This is a genomic window from Pseudomethylobacillus aquaticus (assembly GCF_003730115.1).
GTDB classification, from domain to species: Bacteria; Pseudomonadota; Gammaproteobacteria; order Burkholderiales; family Methylophilaceae; genus Pseudomethylobacillus; species Pseudomethylobacillus aquaticus.
The window spans coordinates 62,074-76,372 of record NZ_RJVP01000001.1 but is presented as its reverse complement, the minus strand read 5'-3'; the positions used below and the strand labels follow the sequence as shown (position 1 = coordinate 76,372).

20 protein-coding genes and 1 tRNA gene are annotated in these 14,299 nt (G+C 53.6%); 16 read left to right on the top strand and 5 right to left on the bottom strand.

Annotation, left to right across the window (positions count from 1 at the left end; all coding sequences use genetic code 11):
- Positions 1-7 precede the first annotated feature (7 nt).
- The 3 genes from ED236_RS00365 to ED236_RS00350 form a co-directional block, all read right to left on the bottom strand.
- On the bottom strand, positions 8-400 hold the full coding sequence (locus ED236_RS00365; protein WP_123235976.1) for an HNH endonuclease: 393 nt from the start codon (positions 398-400) through the stop codon (positions 8-10).
- A 512-nt stretch (positions 401-912) separates the two neighbouring features.
- On the bottom strand, positions 913-2,577 hold the full coding sequence (locus ED236_RS00355) for a DNA cytosine methyltransferase (protein WP_123235974.1): 1,665 nt from the start codon (positions 2,575-2,577) through the stop codon (positions 913-915).
- The gene (locus tag ED236_RS00350; protein ID WP_123235973.1) at positions 2,577-2,822 is read right to left on the bottom strand and encodes a hypothetical protein; all 246 of its coding nucleotides are present in this window, start codon (positions 2,820-2,822) and stop codon (positions 2,577-2,579) included. Before ED236_RS00350 ends, ED236_RS00355 begins: the two co-directional genes overlap by 1 nt.
- Before the next feature lie 235 nt (positions 2,823-3,057).
- On the opposite strand from ED236_RS00350, the gene ED236_RS00340 reads away from it, so the two are divergent.
- The 16 genes from ED236_RS00340 (at position 3,058) to ED236_RS00270 (ending at position 12,837) form a co-directional block, all read left to right on the top strand.
- The gene (locus ED236_RS00340; RefSeq protein WP_123235971.1) at positions 3,058-3,792 is read left to right on the top strand and encodes a S24 family peptidase; all 735 of its coding nucleotides are present in this window, start codon (positions 3,058-3,060) and stop codon (positions 3,790-3,792) included.
- Between the two features lie 27 nt (positions 3,793-3,819).
- The gene (locus tag ED236_RS00335) at positions 3,820-4,638 is read left to right on the top strand and encodes a hypothetical protein (RefSeq protein WP_123235970.1); all 819 of its coding nucleotides are present in this window, start codon (positions 3,820-3,822) and stop codon (positions 4,636-4,638) included.
- 22 nt (positions 4,639-4,660) lie between these two features.
- Positions 4,661-4,915: a hypothetical protein gene (locus tag ED236_RS00330; RefSeq protein WP_123235969.1), complete on the top strand. Its 255-nt coding sequence runs from the start codon at positions 4,661-4,663 to the stop codon at positions 4,913-4,915.
- Between the two features lie 363 nt (positions 4,916-5,278).
- Complete coding sequence (locus ED236_RS00325) at positions 5,279-5,626, top strand: hypothetical protein (protein WP_123235968.1); 348 nt, start codon at positions 5,279-5,281, stop codon at positions 5,624-5,626.
- Positions 5,627-6,047: 421 nt separating this feature from the next.
- A complete protein-coding gene (locus ED236_RS00320) occupies positions 6,048-6,278 on the top strand; it encodes a hypothetical protein (RefSeq protein ID WP_162299557.1) in 231 nt (76 codons plus the stop codon).
- A complete protein-coding gene (locus ED236_RS00315; RefSeq protein ID WP_123235966.1) occupies positions 6,275-6,538 on the top strand; it encodes a hypothetical protein in 264 nt (87 codons plus the stop codon). The genes ED236_RS00320 and ED236_RS00315 overlap by 4 nt, the downstream gene beginning before the upstream one ends.
- A complete protein-coding gene (locus tag ED236_RS00310) occupies positions 6,535-6,783 on the top strand; it encodes a hypothetical protein (protein ID WP_123235965.1) in 249 nt (82 codons plus the stop codon). Before ED236_RS00315 ends, ED236_RS00310 begins: the two co-directional genes overlap by 4 nt.
- A 1-nt stretch (position 6,784) precedes the next feature.
- A complete protein-coding gene (locus ED236_RS12700; RefSeq protein ID WP_275669175.1) occupies positions 6,785-6,907 on the top strand; it encodes a hypothetical protein in 123 nt (40 codons plus the stop codon).
- A complete protein-coding gene (locus ED236_RS00305; protein ID WP_123235964.1) occupies positions 6,895-7,107 on the top strand; it encodes a hypothetical protein in 213 nt (70 codons plus the stop codon). The genes ED236_RS12700 and ED236_RS00305 overlap by 13 nt, the downstream gene beginning before the upstream one ends.
- Positions 7,108-7,121: 14 nt before the next feature.
- The gene (gene bet, locus ED236_RS00300) at positions 7,122-8,024 is read left to right on the top strand and encodes a phage recombination protein Bet (RefSeq protein ID WP_123235963.1); all 903 of its coding nucleotides are present in this window, start codon (positions 7,122-7,124) and stop codon (positions 8,022-8,024) included.
- 29 nt (positions 8,025-8,053) lie between these two features.
- Complete coding sequence (locus tag ED236_RS00295) at positions 8,054-9,712, top strand: lambda-exonuclease family protein (RefSeq protein ID WP_123235962.1); 1,659 nt, start codon at positions 8,054-8,056, stop codon at positions 9,710-9,712.
- 2 nt (positions 9,713-9,714) lie between these two features.
- A complete protein-coding gene (locus tag ED236_RS00290) occupies positions 9,715-10,332 on the top strand; it encodes a 3'-5' exonuclease (protein ID WP_123235961.1) in 618 nt (205 codons plus the stop codon).
- A 210-nt stretch (positions 10,333-10,542) separates the two neighbouring features.
- On the top strand, positions 10,543-10,905 hold the full coding sequence (locus ED236_RS00285; protein ID WP_123235960.1) for a hypothetical protein: 363 nt from the start codon (positions 10,543-10,545) through the stop codon (positions 10,903-10,905).
- A gap of 29 nt (positions 10,906-10,934) precedes the next feature.
- Positions 10,935-11,762, top strand: coding sequence for a DUF2303 family protein (locus tag ED236_RS00280; protein ID WP_162299556.1), 828 nt, complete (start codon positions 10,935-10,937; stop codon positions 11,760-11,762).
- 535 nt (positions 11,763-12,297) lie between these two features.
- Positions 12,298-12,621, top strand: coding sequence for a hypothetical protein (locus tag ED236_RS00275; RefSeq protein WP_123235958.1), 324 nt, complete (start codon positions 12,298-12,300; stop codon positions 12,619-12,621).
- 30 nt (positions 12,622-12,651) lie between these two features.
- The gene (locus ED236_RS00270) at positions 12,652-12,837 is read left to right on the top strand and encodes a helix-turn-helix transcriptional regulator (RefSeq protein WP_123235957.1); all 186 of its coding nucleotides are present in this window, start codon (positions 12,652-12,654) and stop codon (positions 12,835-12,837) included.
- Here ED236_RS00270 and ED236_RS00265 read toward each other — a convergent pair.
- Positions 12,816-14,009, bottom strand: coding sequence for a tyrosine-type recombinase/integrase (locus tag ED236_RS00265; protein ID WP_123235956.1), 1,194 nt, complete (start codon positions 14,007-14,009; stop codon positions 12,816-12,818). The two genes, ED236_RS00270 and ED236_RS00265, sit on opposite strands and share 22 nt — an antisense overlap.
- Positions 14,010-14,196: 187 nt before the next feature.
- A tRNA-Ser gene (locus ED236_RS00260) sits at positions 14,197-14,287 on the bottom strand.
- Positions 14,288-14,299 lie beyond the last annotated feature (12 nt).

The following is a 14,299-nucleotide window of genomic DNA, read 5'->3' as shown; positions in this document are numbered from 1 at the left end:
TACCGGCTCACATCGACCTCCCTGCAGCCGCAATTGCTGCTTTATCATCGCGCGACTTCCTTTTGTTGCACGTCTCGCATAGCGTCTGGAAGTTTTCGATGACGTTCAGTCCACCTGCCTTCAATGTCAGGACGTGATCGACGACAAGAAAGTCTCTGAATCCACTCAATACGAACGAGTCGGTAAAAAGCGTATCCGCTCCGCTATAGTCGAAGGGAACATCAATGCCGGAAGCCTTGCAGTGGACGCACTTGTACCCGTCACGGTGAAATACATGGGCTCTGAGCGCCGCATGTGCTGGGTACTTGAATTTGAGCCGGTGGCGGCTCTTAATCACAGGCCAAACTCGCCCGAGATAATCAGTCCACGTCCCGCCTGGAGATTTTGAGTAGTCACGCATGGCAACCGCCTTGCGCCTTTGTTGGCGCTTTTTTAGTCATTCGTTCCACCATCATTAGCAAAGCCCATAAGCAGATGCCAAGGCTTATCGAAAGGCTTTATGGAAGGCTTAACACAATGCTTGCAAGCCCTCTTTACTCCGCAATGAGTTGTGTAAAAGCTCATAACTTCATCCTTGCTTCCATCTTGTTTTTTTGACGTTGGCTGCGCGCCTTTACGTGCTTTGCAGCAGCAGCGGCATGCGCTTTCATGCACTCTGTGGTGTGCACTCTGGAGATCATCCAAATGTGCCATTTGATGCAAAGTTCGTTGTAGTAGTCGCGGATCATGAAACGCAGGCAAACAGGTCGATCTGCAGCCCCTCCTGTTTGGTTGCTGCGGCCTGGCGACGCTGGTCGCCAGCCCACTGCAATAGAAGAAATGCAAAGTCACGGTGCCCAGCACGTGAAAAATGTCGGGACTGCGCAATGTAGACGCGAGCGCAATGGAGGTGTGAGGTACGGTCGCCGAGCGTCATGCGGCCACCCTCTTCGCTTGCATATCAACCAAATTGGCCCTTACAAGCGCCTCAGCAAGCGGCGGGCATACGCTGTTACCGACCATGCGCACTTGATCGCTCTTGATGAGCTTCAGCCCTTGTGATGGGTCGTCGCCGATGATGTAGTTGGCCGGGAATCCTTGAGCCAAGAAAAGCTCACGCGGCTGCAGCATGCGGAGTCCGATATTTTCGATCTGATATGTTTCGCCGTGAACCGTGACCAGGCCGAAGCGGTCTTTTGTTGTGATGGTATGTAGCGGATCTCGCAGATCGGGATCTTGATCAGTGCCGTAATATTTCACCAAGAAAGCCTGGACAGCTGCGTGACGGTTTTCGGTCGTTGTTGTTGGTAATGGTGCATCAGCAGGCGAGTGCCCGGCGGCACTGCTCTTGTTATCGATGGTCACCATGTGTGAGGTGACAATAGCCCCAACGGCTCCGCTGGCTGTGATGGTGTTAAGCGGTTCCGTCAGGCTGCGGATACCGTGGCTAAACCGCTTGGTTCCATCCCGACCTTCACCGTGCCCCATGTGGATCATGCTGGCCGTTACAAGGCTGTGGTGGTCAACGCTCGTTACAGTCCCGAGTGGGCAGTCGATGCTACTGCCCACCACGCCGGTGTAGTGCTTGGCGAGGAATGCGGAAACCAGCGCATGCTTTTGGCTGCCCACCACGGTGCCCAGTGGCTTGTTTATGTCCAGTGCGCGGTGCGCCTGGCCTTCGCGCTCGCCGTAGCCGGTTTGGACCAGGGTGGGCGATACCAGTGCGTGGTGTCCGCCGGTTGTGACGGTCCGTAGTGGCTGAGAAACGGACGCACCCGGATGCCCGGTGGTGTTTGTGACAATGAAGGGCTCCTTCGCCTCCACCACATACCGCATGATCCCTTTGGCAATCCTCCGGCAGGTGGCATCGGCCAGCGGCTTGGTGCGCTCAAAGATGCTTGGGCATGGGATTGACCAATCAATGCATTCAGTTGCAGTACGCCATGGCTTGAGTCTCTTAGCTTTAACCGCATCGCTCTTGGGGTCGCCGTGGGTCTGGGCCGGCCATACAATCGGCTGACCATCGCAGCGGGCAATCAGGAAGAGTCTTTTTCGGATGGTCGGTGCTCCGTAGTCGCAGCCGCGCAGCTCACGGTGCTCAATGACATAACCATGACGCGCTAGGGCGTTCTTGAAGGCATTGAACTCACGGCCCTTGTTCTTCTTGCAGGGTTTGCCATCCTTCGACAGCGGCCCCCACGTCTTAAACTCTTCGACGTTCTCCAGCATGATCACACGAGGGCGCACAGTGGCTGCCCAGCGAAGCGCGATCCAAGCCAGCCCGCGAATCCTTTTTTCAACGGGTTTGCCGCCCTTTGCCTTGCTGAAATGCTTGCAGTCTGGAGAAAGCCAAACCAGGCCTACTGGACGCCCTTGCGTCACCTCTCTGGGGTTCACATCCCAAACTGACTCACAAAAGTGCTCTGTCTGCGGGTGGTTGGCCTTGTGCATTGCAATAGCGGATTCGTCATGATTGATGGCAATATCGACGTGGCGACCAAGCGCCAACTCAATGCCGGTAGATGCCCCGCCTCCACCAGCGAAGTTATCGATGATCAGTTCGCTATTGAGATCAAGTGTGTATTGAGGGTGGATCATCACTTCCGCCCTTCCGACAGCAGCGGATTGTCACCGCAGATGCGATTGATCAAACTGGTCCTATGCAACTCAGCCCTAGCCCAGTCGGCCAGAATTTCGTTGACCAGCGGGAAGCGCCCGTCATCTCCCCTGCTTTGCGAAACCGCATCGATGACATCCACGATCCAGCGGGGGGTGTTGCCACGCATATCCACCAGCGGTTCGCCCTGGGCGTTTGTGCGCGAAAATGCAGGCGAGTCGGTCATGCGGCCGCCTGGTGTTCTGTTGCCGCAACCTCTGTGAAGACTTCCGGCCTTACGGCCTTCAGGAACATCAAGCGCGCTCTCGGGATACCGTTGTCTCTCCACTGGCTAACTGCTCCGGTAGTTACTTCACAGAGCTCTGCCACGGTAGATGTGCCGCCGCACTTATCAATTATTTCCGAATCAGTCATGCCAAAAATCTTAGCATTCTAAGATTTAAGATGCAAGCACACTAAGAATGAATTTGATTACAGTTGACCGGGATATGGAAACCACCGCCCAAAGAATCGAATCAAGAAGAGTTGCACTTAAATTATCCAAGACGGACGTTTGGAAAGGTGCTGGTTTATCCTCGGGCGTTTATGCCCAGTGGATGAATGGATCGAAGCTAACTGGTGAAAACCTGATCAAGGTAGCAAGAATACTTCAGGTGACTCCTACCTGGCTCGAAACCGGCAAAGGCGAAATGGTCCCTGGCAACGAAGCAAATGCTGATCTCACATTGCCCAGCATTTTCATGTCCGGCGATATTGTGAGCAGTGAACGGTTTCTGACTGTGCCTCTACTTAACGCAAGAGCCTCCATGGGTCCTGGAGACGCAACGCCAGATGACGAGGTTGTAATCGATCTGCTGCGAGTAAGCCGCGACTGGGTGGCCAAAGCACTTGGCCCCATCAGCAACATCAATAACCTTGCATTCATCCATGCCATTGGCGACAGCATGGCACCCACATTCAACGACGGCGACATACTGTTGGTGGATACAGGCAACAAAACGGCAGCTTCTGACAAAGTGTACGTGCTGGAAGCGCACAACCGCCTATTCATCAAGCGCGTAAGGCAGCGCCTTGATGGTGCTTTTGAGGTTTCTTCAGATAACCCGGCAGTTAAAACAGTGGATGTGCTGAATGGCGATCACCAGGTAGTGATCAAAGGCAGAATCGTCTACCTGTGGAACGGCAGGCGAATCTAATCTTACATTTTCGCGTTAGGATAACGCATGGCAACGTTTCGACTCCTGCTTCTGCTAATAACATCTGCGGCTCTGACTGCTTGCGGCCCCGGCGACTTTGATGAATGTGTGCTTGAAAACATGAAGGGTGCGCACAGCCAGCTCGCCGCTGGCAACATCAGAGCTGCTTGTGCAAACAAGTTTCCACCTCCAAAAGTCGAAGATGAGGATATGAGATCGTTCTTCTCTTATTCAATATTCGTCTGGAATGGAATCAATAAACACGAAAGAGAGCTGCTTTCAACTGTTGGTTTTTCATTTGCCAATTACGTGACAAAAATGATTGGCCACAACAAAAGCAGCCTCCCTCTCACAGAAGTCTATATCGGCAAATGCCCTTCAATGAGCTGCGGTAATCGCAAAGAATCCTACGAGAAGTTTGTGAAGTGCACAGGGCTTGTTGAGCGCTACGCCTCCGGTGAAATGAACTGTGACGGACTCAACCAGGACTCAAAGCATTGGCTGATTGTGGGCGCCTCATTTCTGATGGAATCGCCTAAGAAACCAGAGAATAGCTTTCTTAGGCACCTAAAGCAGTGGCTATATCCTTCCCAGAATGCATCAAATAATACAACTTCTGACACAGCAGGATCGTCACCAGAGGTGGCTGAGGCTACTCCAAGCCAATCGGATTCAACGCCAGATGAATCGCCAAAGCCTATGCGTCTGCTGAACTTTAGGGATACCAAACTTGAAGAAGAGCTTAAGTATGAAGAACAGATGCGTAAGCTGAACGATTACAGCAAAGGTGATCCAGCTCATGGATATTGGCCTGACAAAGAGTCGCAAATGCAAGCTTCAGAATAAGCCACCATCTCGGAGATCATTTATGTTGAAGTACGCGGCTTATGCTATCGGATTCATGCTTCTTTTTCCGCCCTATCACGCACTCAACCATGCAGGGGTAACTCTTAAGGCTGGGTATGGTTTTATCTTAGCGTTGCCGCATTATGAGGAATCCATGACGCAGTATGGACAAACTCATTACGTCACCATTCCGGGCACCATTGATCACGCCACCCTGATTTTGCAAATTCTAGTCGTTGCAGTAATAGCCTACTTCTTGCACGTCTCCAAAAAATAATGGGTATTCATAAAAGGGGTTTGCGTAAAAGGGTGTTGATCTGAGTCTTTGAGGGGTTCCATACATTTCTTGAGGTGCTTCGTACAAATGTGTTGACAGGTGCCGTTCTGGCAGCTACAGTCGTCGCAGGTGCTCAAAACACCTTCTGTCAGCGGACACCGCACCCGAAAGACAAGCGGTTTTTTTGCGTCCGTAGGTTTCGCTTCTTCTCGCATTGCGGGAAAATGCACGCTTATGGCCGGGTGTGAGGCTAATAAAAGACTCCCGCAAGGGGGGAATACGCCCGCCGTCTGACAGCGGTTTTGAGCCCCCGGCCGCCTTCTCAAAAAAGGCGAACTTCAAAGACTCTGTCAGGAGGCCATCATGGCTGCTCAATCTCTCGCTACCGTGCCCGCTCGCCGGGACTACAAGCCCGAAGTCAAACCCGCTTCTCTCTCCGCGCTTCCCTTCGTTTTCCGCCCCAAGCGCGGCTTCAAGAACGCCAGCAACTGGCGCGTACCGCCGACCGATGACTACGGTCTGGCGTGCGAGATTGGCCGGGAATACGCCGCTCACTTCGTCCAGTTCATGAAGGACAACCCGTACTATGTTGGCTCCAACACGCTGGGCGCCATCGTGTCGGCCATCGACTTCAAGGACGAGTCCGGCGCCAAGGGGTACTGGGTCGGCTTCTTCTCGCACCTGGAACGCTTGATCTACGCCACCGCGTAGCGCATCGACGTGTCGAGGGAGCAGTCAAAAACTGTACCAAAAGAGTACCTTCCTACCCCCCTAATGTGGGACATGAGTACTAGCATGTGACCCAGCATCCATAAAACCGCCACTCGGCGGTTTTTTTTCGTATGCAAATCTGAGTGAAATCTCAAATCTTAGCAAGCTAAAATACTTCTTGAATTTTACTTCTTAGCTTGCTAAGATAATTCATCAGCTGCCGACATCGCCGAGTGCGACTAGGGAGGCAAGGCCATCACCGAGGTAACTGCCGGAACACAGGCAGCCAGGGCAGGACGCCAAGCCGGAACAGACCAGAGGCAGCAGAAAAGAACCATCCTCCTAACACGACTTTGATGCCCTTACGTTTGGGGTACGCCGGTTGCAGGCCGGGCGTGAATCAAGGCAAGACTGAAAGGGTTTGATGATGACCGCAGGTTTCAATTTGATTGAGCAGGGCCTTGCGCTGCAGGGGGCGTGCATATCGCACTACCACCGCAGCGTTGCCCCTGATGAAAGCCACAAGAAGCTACTTGATGAAGCGGAACGCACGGGCTCCACGATCTGGACCAACCTGACTAATCATGAGGTAGTCATCAGCACCAGCCAGCCGCGTGGCAACTGGCACCGCATCTACGGCAGCACGCCATGATGATCAAAACCATCATTGATTTCATTGCGCCCATTCGCGCCGATGCTCCGGCACCAGCACCGATCCCACGCATCATCGGTGAGGATGAGTGCGTTATCGCCGCGCACACGGAAGCACGCAAGTCAGGCATGCACGTCTGGGCCAATTCATCCAAACGTCTCGCGGTGGTCAGTCACAGCATGCCGGCCGGCAAAGGCTGGCACAAGGTTTACGGCGTGCACCGCATGGCACCTCAAGACAACCCTCCGGAGGCCGCATGAGCATCTCCCTCCCCTCCCTGCAGACGCGCATTCAGTTGATTGAAGCTGAGATCGATGGCGTGCGCTCCCTGTACAACATCACGCAATGGGAACTGGATTTCCTGAAGTCCCTGAAGCCCCTTGCTTTCGGCTCGCAGAAGCAGCTGACCGCCCTGGCCCGCATTGAGATCAAGGTGTTCGGCAAAAGCGAAACCGAAGACATTCTCGCTGCGCATGCTGGCGAAACGCTTGTGCATGAGGACTGACATGAGCAAGCGCTTCTTCTCCGACTTCTGGCGTGTGCTGCTATGGCTGTGCGTGATTGTCCTTGCCCTCGCCTACACACATGCGTTCCTGAACCTCGCCGGAGTAACGACATGGCCATTCTAAGACCACGCGCTGACTGGCGTCCTGTTGAGGCAGAGCTGCCGTCCGACCCGTCCGACCTTCTCGTAGCGCTGCTGGCGAAGGAGAAGGCCGCAGACGACTGGGCCTGGTACGTGGCCAGAGGTATTCGCATCCTCAACCACTTTGAGCAGCACGTAATACCGCAAGACAAGAAGCAACCACGCCGCCTGCGTGCGGCATAACAAGGAGCAAAGAGATGAGCAGCACAGAATTAGCAAAGGTCAACAAAGCCCCCGTCCCGGCGCTACAAATGTCAGAAGATGACCTGATTAAGGTTTTACAGGATTCAGTTTATCCAGGCGCGCAGGTAAACAGTATCAAAATGGTGATCAATGTGTGCCGCGCTGCCGGTAAGGATCCGCTGAAGAAGCCATATCACATTGTCCCAATGCCTGTAGCCACCGGCGAAAAAGACCGGAATGGCTGGGACATAAAGAAAATGCGAGACGTGATCATGCCTGGCATCAATGACTACCGCACTGACGCGGCGCGCACTGGACAGCACGCTGGCTCATCTGAGCCAGAGTTCGGACCTGATGTCACTGAAACGCTGGACGGCGTATCAATCACCTATCCATTGTGGTGCCGAGTTGCTGTTAAGAGACGCATGCCGAGCGGCGAAATCGTTGAGTTCACTGCCAAGGAGTTATGGAAAGAGAACTACGCCTCCAAGAGCAAAGAATCATCCGCACCGAATGCCATGTGGAAAAAGCGTCCCTATGCCCAGCTTGCGAAGTGCGCGGAGGCGCAGGCCCTTCGAAAGGGATTCCCAGAAGTTGGCTCTCAGCCAACGGCAGATGAAATGGAGGGCAAGGAAATTGACGTGACAGAAGAAGCCACAGCGCTCCAGAAAACCGAGTATTACAGCGATGACGAATTCTTAACCAACAAGCCAGCATGGAAAAAAACGGTCGATAACGGCAAAGATCCAGGTCGATTTATCAATTTTATTGAATCCAAGGGCAAGTTGTTCTCAGAAAAGCAGAAGGCCGAGATAGCTGGTTGGCAGGCTGTTGATAAATCCGTAGAAGTTTTGCCTCCTGTAGATGATGGCTGGGTCGCTGAATTAGAAGCCAACGAGCCTGGCGCCCAAGGCTAATCCTTCCGTTTACATCCAAGGGAATTAACATGGAAATCAGAAATTTAACTCAAGGCTCACCAGAGTGGCACGCCCACCGCGCTCAGCACTTCAACGCAAGTGATGCACCGGCAATGATGGGGGTCTCGCCTTACAAAACACGTTCCGAACTGCTGCATCAGTACGCGACCGGCATTGCGCCTGAAGTGGATGAATATACCCAGAGACGCTTTGATGATGGACACCGTAGCGAAGCGCTGGCCCGCCCTCTTGCAGAGCAGATCATTGGGGAGGACGTTTACCCAGTAACCGGCACAACGGGCAAGTACAGCGCCAGCTTTGATGGGTTGACGATTGACGAGCGCATTGGCTTTGAACACAAAAAGCTCTCAGCACGCCTGCACGACTTGGTATGGCTTAACAATGCTGCCGACTTCCTGCCGGATGATTACCTCATCCAGATGGAGCAGCAGTGCATGGTTTCCGGGGCCGAGCGCATCCTGTTTATGGCCAGTGATTGGGATGGTTATGACCGCCTGCTGGCATACAAAACCTGCTGGTACGTGCCAGACCTCGATCGGCGTCAAAGGATAGTTGACGGCTGGGAGCAGTTCGCAAAAGACCTCTCTGCCTACGCGCCAGAAGAAACTGCCGTGAAACCCGTGGCCCAGGTCACGCTGCAGCTACCGGCAGTTACCGTGCAAACACAAGGTCAAATCATCGTGCATCACAATTTGGATGCGTTCGGAGTCAAGTTAAAAGACTTTGTTGCCAACCTCAATACCAAGCCCGAAACCGACCAGGACTTTTCAGATGCAGAAGCCGCGGTGAAGATCCTTGGCACAGCCGAGGTTGCCCTGAAAGCAGCTGAGGCAAATGCGCTTGCTCAAGCCTCTAGCCTTGAAGACCTGCGTCGCACGGTATCAGGTTATCTTGATACCGCGCGCATGACGCGTTTGATGCTGGAAAAACTGGTTAAGACAGAGAAGGAAAACAGAAAAGCCAGCATCGTACTCGATGCAAAGCGTATCTACGAAAGCCACACCAACGCGCTTCAGGGTGAGATCGACGTGCGAGTTGAATGGCCGGTGCCCGACTTTGCTTCCGCCATTCGCGGTCTCAAAACGCTTGCGAGCATCAAGAGCAAGTGTGCCGACACCCTGGCCACAGCAAAAGCAGAATCAGACGCGCTGGCGCGTGACATGCGCGTCAAGCTGAGTTGGTTCGCCGCCACAGCATCTGAGTACCGGATGCTGTTTTCTGACCTGCGCTCTGTGATCACCAAACCAGAAGAAGACTTCAAGTTGCTTGTTCAGTCGCGCATTGATCAACACAAGCAGCTGCTTGAAGCCAGAGAAAAGCGAATCCGTGACGAGGCAGAAGCCAGGCTGAAAGCAGAACAGCAAGCCCAGACCGCACTGCAAGCAGAAGCAGCCAAAGTTGACGCGCTTGCTGCTTCGGTCATCAAGGCCGATGACGCTCTCCAGCCCACGAGCGTTTCGTTCCCATCCAGCAGTGCCGGTGATCCAGCATCCCCTGCAATAACCACAACGCCCGCGATGCTGCAGTCCGTGGTTGTGGAAAACCAGGACGTGATCAGCGCGTTCCTCAAGTCGCGCAATTTTGGCGAACGCGAAGCATCGATCCGCGCTGTGCTAGTCGAGTTCGTCAAGTTCGAAACCACCTACAACATGAAGAAAGCCGCCTGATTATGAGCCAGAACATTGCCGTCTTTTACGACACCGAAACCACGGGCCTGCCACTTTTCTCGGAGCCTTCTGAGGACCCACGCCAGCCGCACATTGTGCAGCTCGCCGCCATCATGGTGAACTTGGACACGCAGCAAACCCTGCAGTCCATCAACATGATCATCCGCCCAGACGGCTGGGTGATTGAGCCTGAGTTGACCGCAATCCATGGCATATCGCACGAGTTTGCGATGGATGTAGGGGTTAGCGAGCTTGTAGCCGTGGAAGCCCTGGTCGATATGGTGGGTGCCCGCCTCCGCGTCGCGCATAACGAGTCGTTCGATGCGCGCATCATCCGCATTGCACTCAAGCGCTACTTCCAAGACGAGGGCAAGCGTTCAGATGCTTGGAAGGCTGGGCTGTCTGCGTGCACCGCAAAAATCACCACCCCAATTATCAAGCTGCCGCCCACAGAAAAAATGGTGGCCAGTGGCCGCCGCTTCAACAAAACGCCAAACCTGACTGAGGCATACCAGCACTTCTTTGGAAGCACGTTTGATGGTGCGCACACCGCCATGGGGGATGTGATTGCATGCCGCGACGTTTACTTCGCAGCGCGGGACATCAAGGTGGCTGCCTGATGCGCCTCTTGTCATGGATCACCAGCCTTTTCCGGCCAAAGGCCGAGAAAGCAAAGCCCGCCCAGCAGCAGTTCCAGCGCTGGAGCGGTGCGCGGAAGCAACGGATGAGAAAGTCGAAGTAACAGAACCTCTCTTTGGCCTGCGTGCAGGCCGCTTTTTCAAAACGCGTGACAGGTGTTTTGAATGAGCCAACAAGACAAGGAGCATCTCATGAAAGACAAAGTACCGAGCCATAACGCACGGCCATTTTTTGACACGATCCGTGATTTGCGTCGTGGCAGTTTTATTGATGAATGCGCAGATGAGCTTCAGCGCGTCGTTGCTGCGGTGGAGGAAACCGGCAAAGCAGGCAAGCTGGTTATCGAAATCGCTGTGTCGCCTGCAAGCAAAGGCCAGGGTGCAGTGAAAGTCGCGGACAAGATCGTAGCCAAGCTTCCTGCGCTTCCTGCGGGCGAAACCATCATGTTTGTGACCACTGATAACAACCTGGTAGCCAACATGCCGGGCCAGGGTGAGCTGCTGCTTCGCAGTGTTGAAGATGCACCCACAGCACTCCGTGAAGTCTCCGCATAAACGCCTCACTACCGACGAAGGGAATGATGATGGATAAAGTACGAACCGAAGCGGACGCCGTGGCGGAAATCACCAGACAACCGCGCGTGGAACATATCGAAGGCGTTCCTTATTTGCTGATGCCCGCCTCCAATGGTGGCTGGGACTGGGAGCCAAAAGAAGCCTTGCTCGCTGCCCCGCTCAGGAAATCCGGAACCGTTCATGTTCATGATGCAGACAGCTTCATCATGATGGCCAAACGCCACGGCTCGCTTGCCGATGCTGTGATCTATGTTGACGTGGACTACACAAACAACAAGGTGCAAGCAACTGCAGTTTATAACGACCATGGAGACCAGGCTGGCTGGCGTGACCACACCACTGTTTTCATGCCTCGCCAGACCGAGGAATGGCGCCGCTGGAACAAGAACAACAAAAAGACAATGTCACAAGTTGAGTTTGCCAACTACCTGGAACAAAACATTCAGGACATCCATGGTGGAGACGACCTTCCTACTGGTTCGGACGTGCTGACATTTGTGTCGTCCCTGCAAGAAACGCGAAAAGTGAAATACGGAAGCGCCATCAACTTACAAAACGGCACGGTGCAGATTGAGTTCATCGAGGATGGCGAAAAAGCCCAAAAGGGCAAGCTCGAATTGTTCCGGGAGTTTGCCGTTGGCGCTGCACCTTTCTTTGGCGGCACCCCTTTTAAGGTGAGAGCGTTCTTGCGCTACCGGATTGACCGCAATACAGGCGAGATCGTTTTCTGGTACGAGTTACAGCGCGCTGACAAAGTGCTCGAAGAGGCATGCAAAGAGATGATTGAGCGGATCAAGGGAGAGTCAGGTCTTCCGGTTGTCTACGGCACCCCGTAACCAAACTTAGCCAAGCCTTAAAGGACTGGCACGCTGGGTGATACCTCGGACTGGCGAGTAATCCAGTCACTACACCTAACCTGACCGGGTAAGCGTCAGGGTCCGCAGGAAAGAGGGGGCATTGAAAAAAGGACTTCCCAGCCACGCGCAGTACCGAACGACCGAGAGGGCGTGGCAAACAGGGTGTAATCCTCTTTTTCCTGTGGTTTACGAATTGACGGGTTCCGTATGACACAAGGTTTATGAACATGGCAAAGCAACGCAAAGGTAGCAAGCGCAGATCCCGCCGGGATCGTGCGAATGACAAAAGGACACCGTGGCTATGAGCAACAATCGTCAGTCTTTATGTGTGCCTGGCAATCACTCTGACGCCGAGGAATTGATGGAGTCAATGAGCGAGGATGTCGAATCAGCGCTACTGCTGGCGCTGTATCGTCACCAAGGAGCTTCCAGCCCTGTTGGTCAGCCAATACGAACCCGGAAGTTGGGACGTAAACCCATTGGTGTGGGTAGTTGAGTTTAAGCGAGTGGCCCCATGACCAAGAAAAGAATCATCGTTGCCGTACTGGCAGCCGCTCTCGGCGCTTATGTAGGGTATCTGGCCATTTCGAAGGCGGATTGCCGCAACAGTGGTGGTGTGCTGGCCATGGGGGTTATGGAGTTTGTGTGCGTCGTGCCGGCCACCAGCCTGAATAGACACAAACGCCAGCAACGGACGATGGAAGCACTATCTGGTTGTCATCCAGCCACCGCCGTGCTTTGCAACAACATGACCGCGCTCAATCAGCATCTGCACATCAGCATTGGGTATGGCTCAGTCAATCGAGCAGTGAATAATCAGCAGCGTATCGCGCTGTGATTTTGGCAGTTCAGTCATTAAGGAACCATCATGGAGCAGCGTTTTTTATCGTTAGCCGAAATGGAAAAGCGGCTTAATCGCAAGAAAACAGCGATCTACAAGATGCAGGCGGAAGGCCTGATCCCGCATCGCACAAAGTTCGGGTGGCTTGAATCCGAGGTAAACAAGGCGATATTACGCCTAGCTGCAAACGATCACGAGCCTAAAGCGGCTTGATCAAGGTGGTCAGACCACCATTGCATCATCCTCGTACGGTCTGGCAAATACTGAGCGCGGTTGTATGCGCCGCGCACCTTGTTGCCCTCTTCGTGCGCAAGCTGCCTTTCAATCCAGTCGGAATTGAACAAGCCTGATTCGTTGAGGATTGTAGAGGCAAGCGCACGAAAGCCGTGCCCCGTCATCTGACGCTTGAACCCAAGCCTGTATAGGGCAAAAATCATTGTGTTGCTACTGATCGGATTCAATCGCCCTCTTCCAGGAAATACAAGGTCACTACCGCGCGAAAGCTCTTTAAGCGTTGTCAGGTAGCCTATGCACTGCCTAGACAGCGGCACGATGTGCCCGCGCCCTGCTTTCATTCTTTCTTGCGGGATCTCCCATACCGCCCTTTCAAAATCAATCTCTGCCCAAGTTGCATTGATCAGTTCATTTGTTCGGACAAAGGTGTGCGCAAGCATCAGCAGCGCCAGCTGAGTCTGGTGGTCGCCTATGTCGTCCGCGTAGCGCATGATGGCCTGCATCAACGTCGGCAACTTCCTGGGAGGGATACAGGGTTGATTGATCCTCTGGTGAGGGGCAAGCGCGCCGCGTATGCTGGATGGCACGTCAAACTTGCATCGACCCGTGGCAATGCCGTAGCGGAAAACCTGACCACCTACAGAACTTACCCGCCTGGCGAGATCCGTTGCGCCACGCTGCTCAATTTTAGCGATTGCTGCCAACCATTCAACACCATCAATGTCGGCTATAGGGCGCTTGCCCACTGTTGGAAAAATGTTGACCTGGAGCCTGCGTAGAACATCTGTGGCGTGCGACATTGTCCAGGTGGGCTGCAGTTTCCCGTACCACTCACGCGCCACATCTTCGAACGTCATGCCAGATACCTTGTTTTCCAGCTGCTTTCTGCGTTTATCTTCCGCAGGATCGATGCCATCGAAACTTAATTTGCGCTTGTCTCGCGCCTCAATGCGCGCCTCCGCCAAAGACATATCAGGATAACGGCCAATATGGATGCCCATTTGCTTACCGTTAATTTTATAACGGTAGTGCCATACCTTTATGCCGGTCTTGTAGACCCACAAATAAAGCCCATCGCCATCCCCAAGCTTTGAAATAGTACGGGTCTCGCATTTCGCCTTTCGGCACTGCATTTCGGTCAGCTTTGGCATAGGGTGTGGTAAATACTGAGGTGGGTGTGTAAATATGCCAAAACTTACCACACTTAAAACGCGGATTCAAACGCACTGATATGAACGAATACGGAAGCATTCGGAAAACCGGAAAGCCAAGAAGGCTTGATAAGACTGGGTATAACGGAGATATGCGGAAGGAAATGAACGTATACGGAAAAACTTATGGCGGAAAGGGTGGGATTTGAACCCACGATAGCGGAGACCGCTATACCGAATTTCGAGTCCGGCGCATTCGACCACTCTGCCACCTTTCCGCGACTCACTTC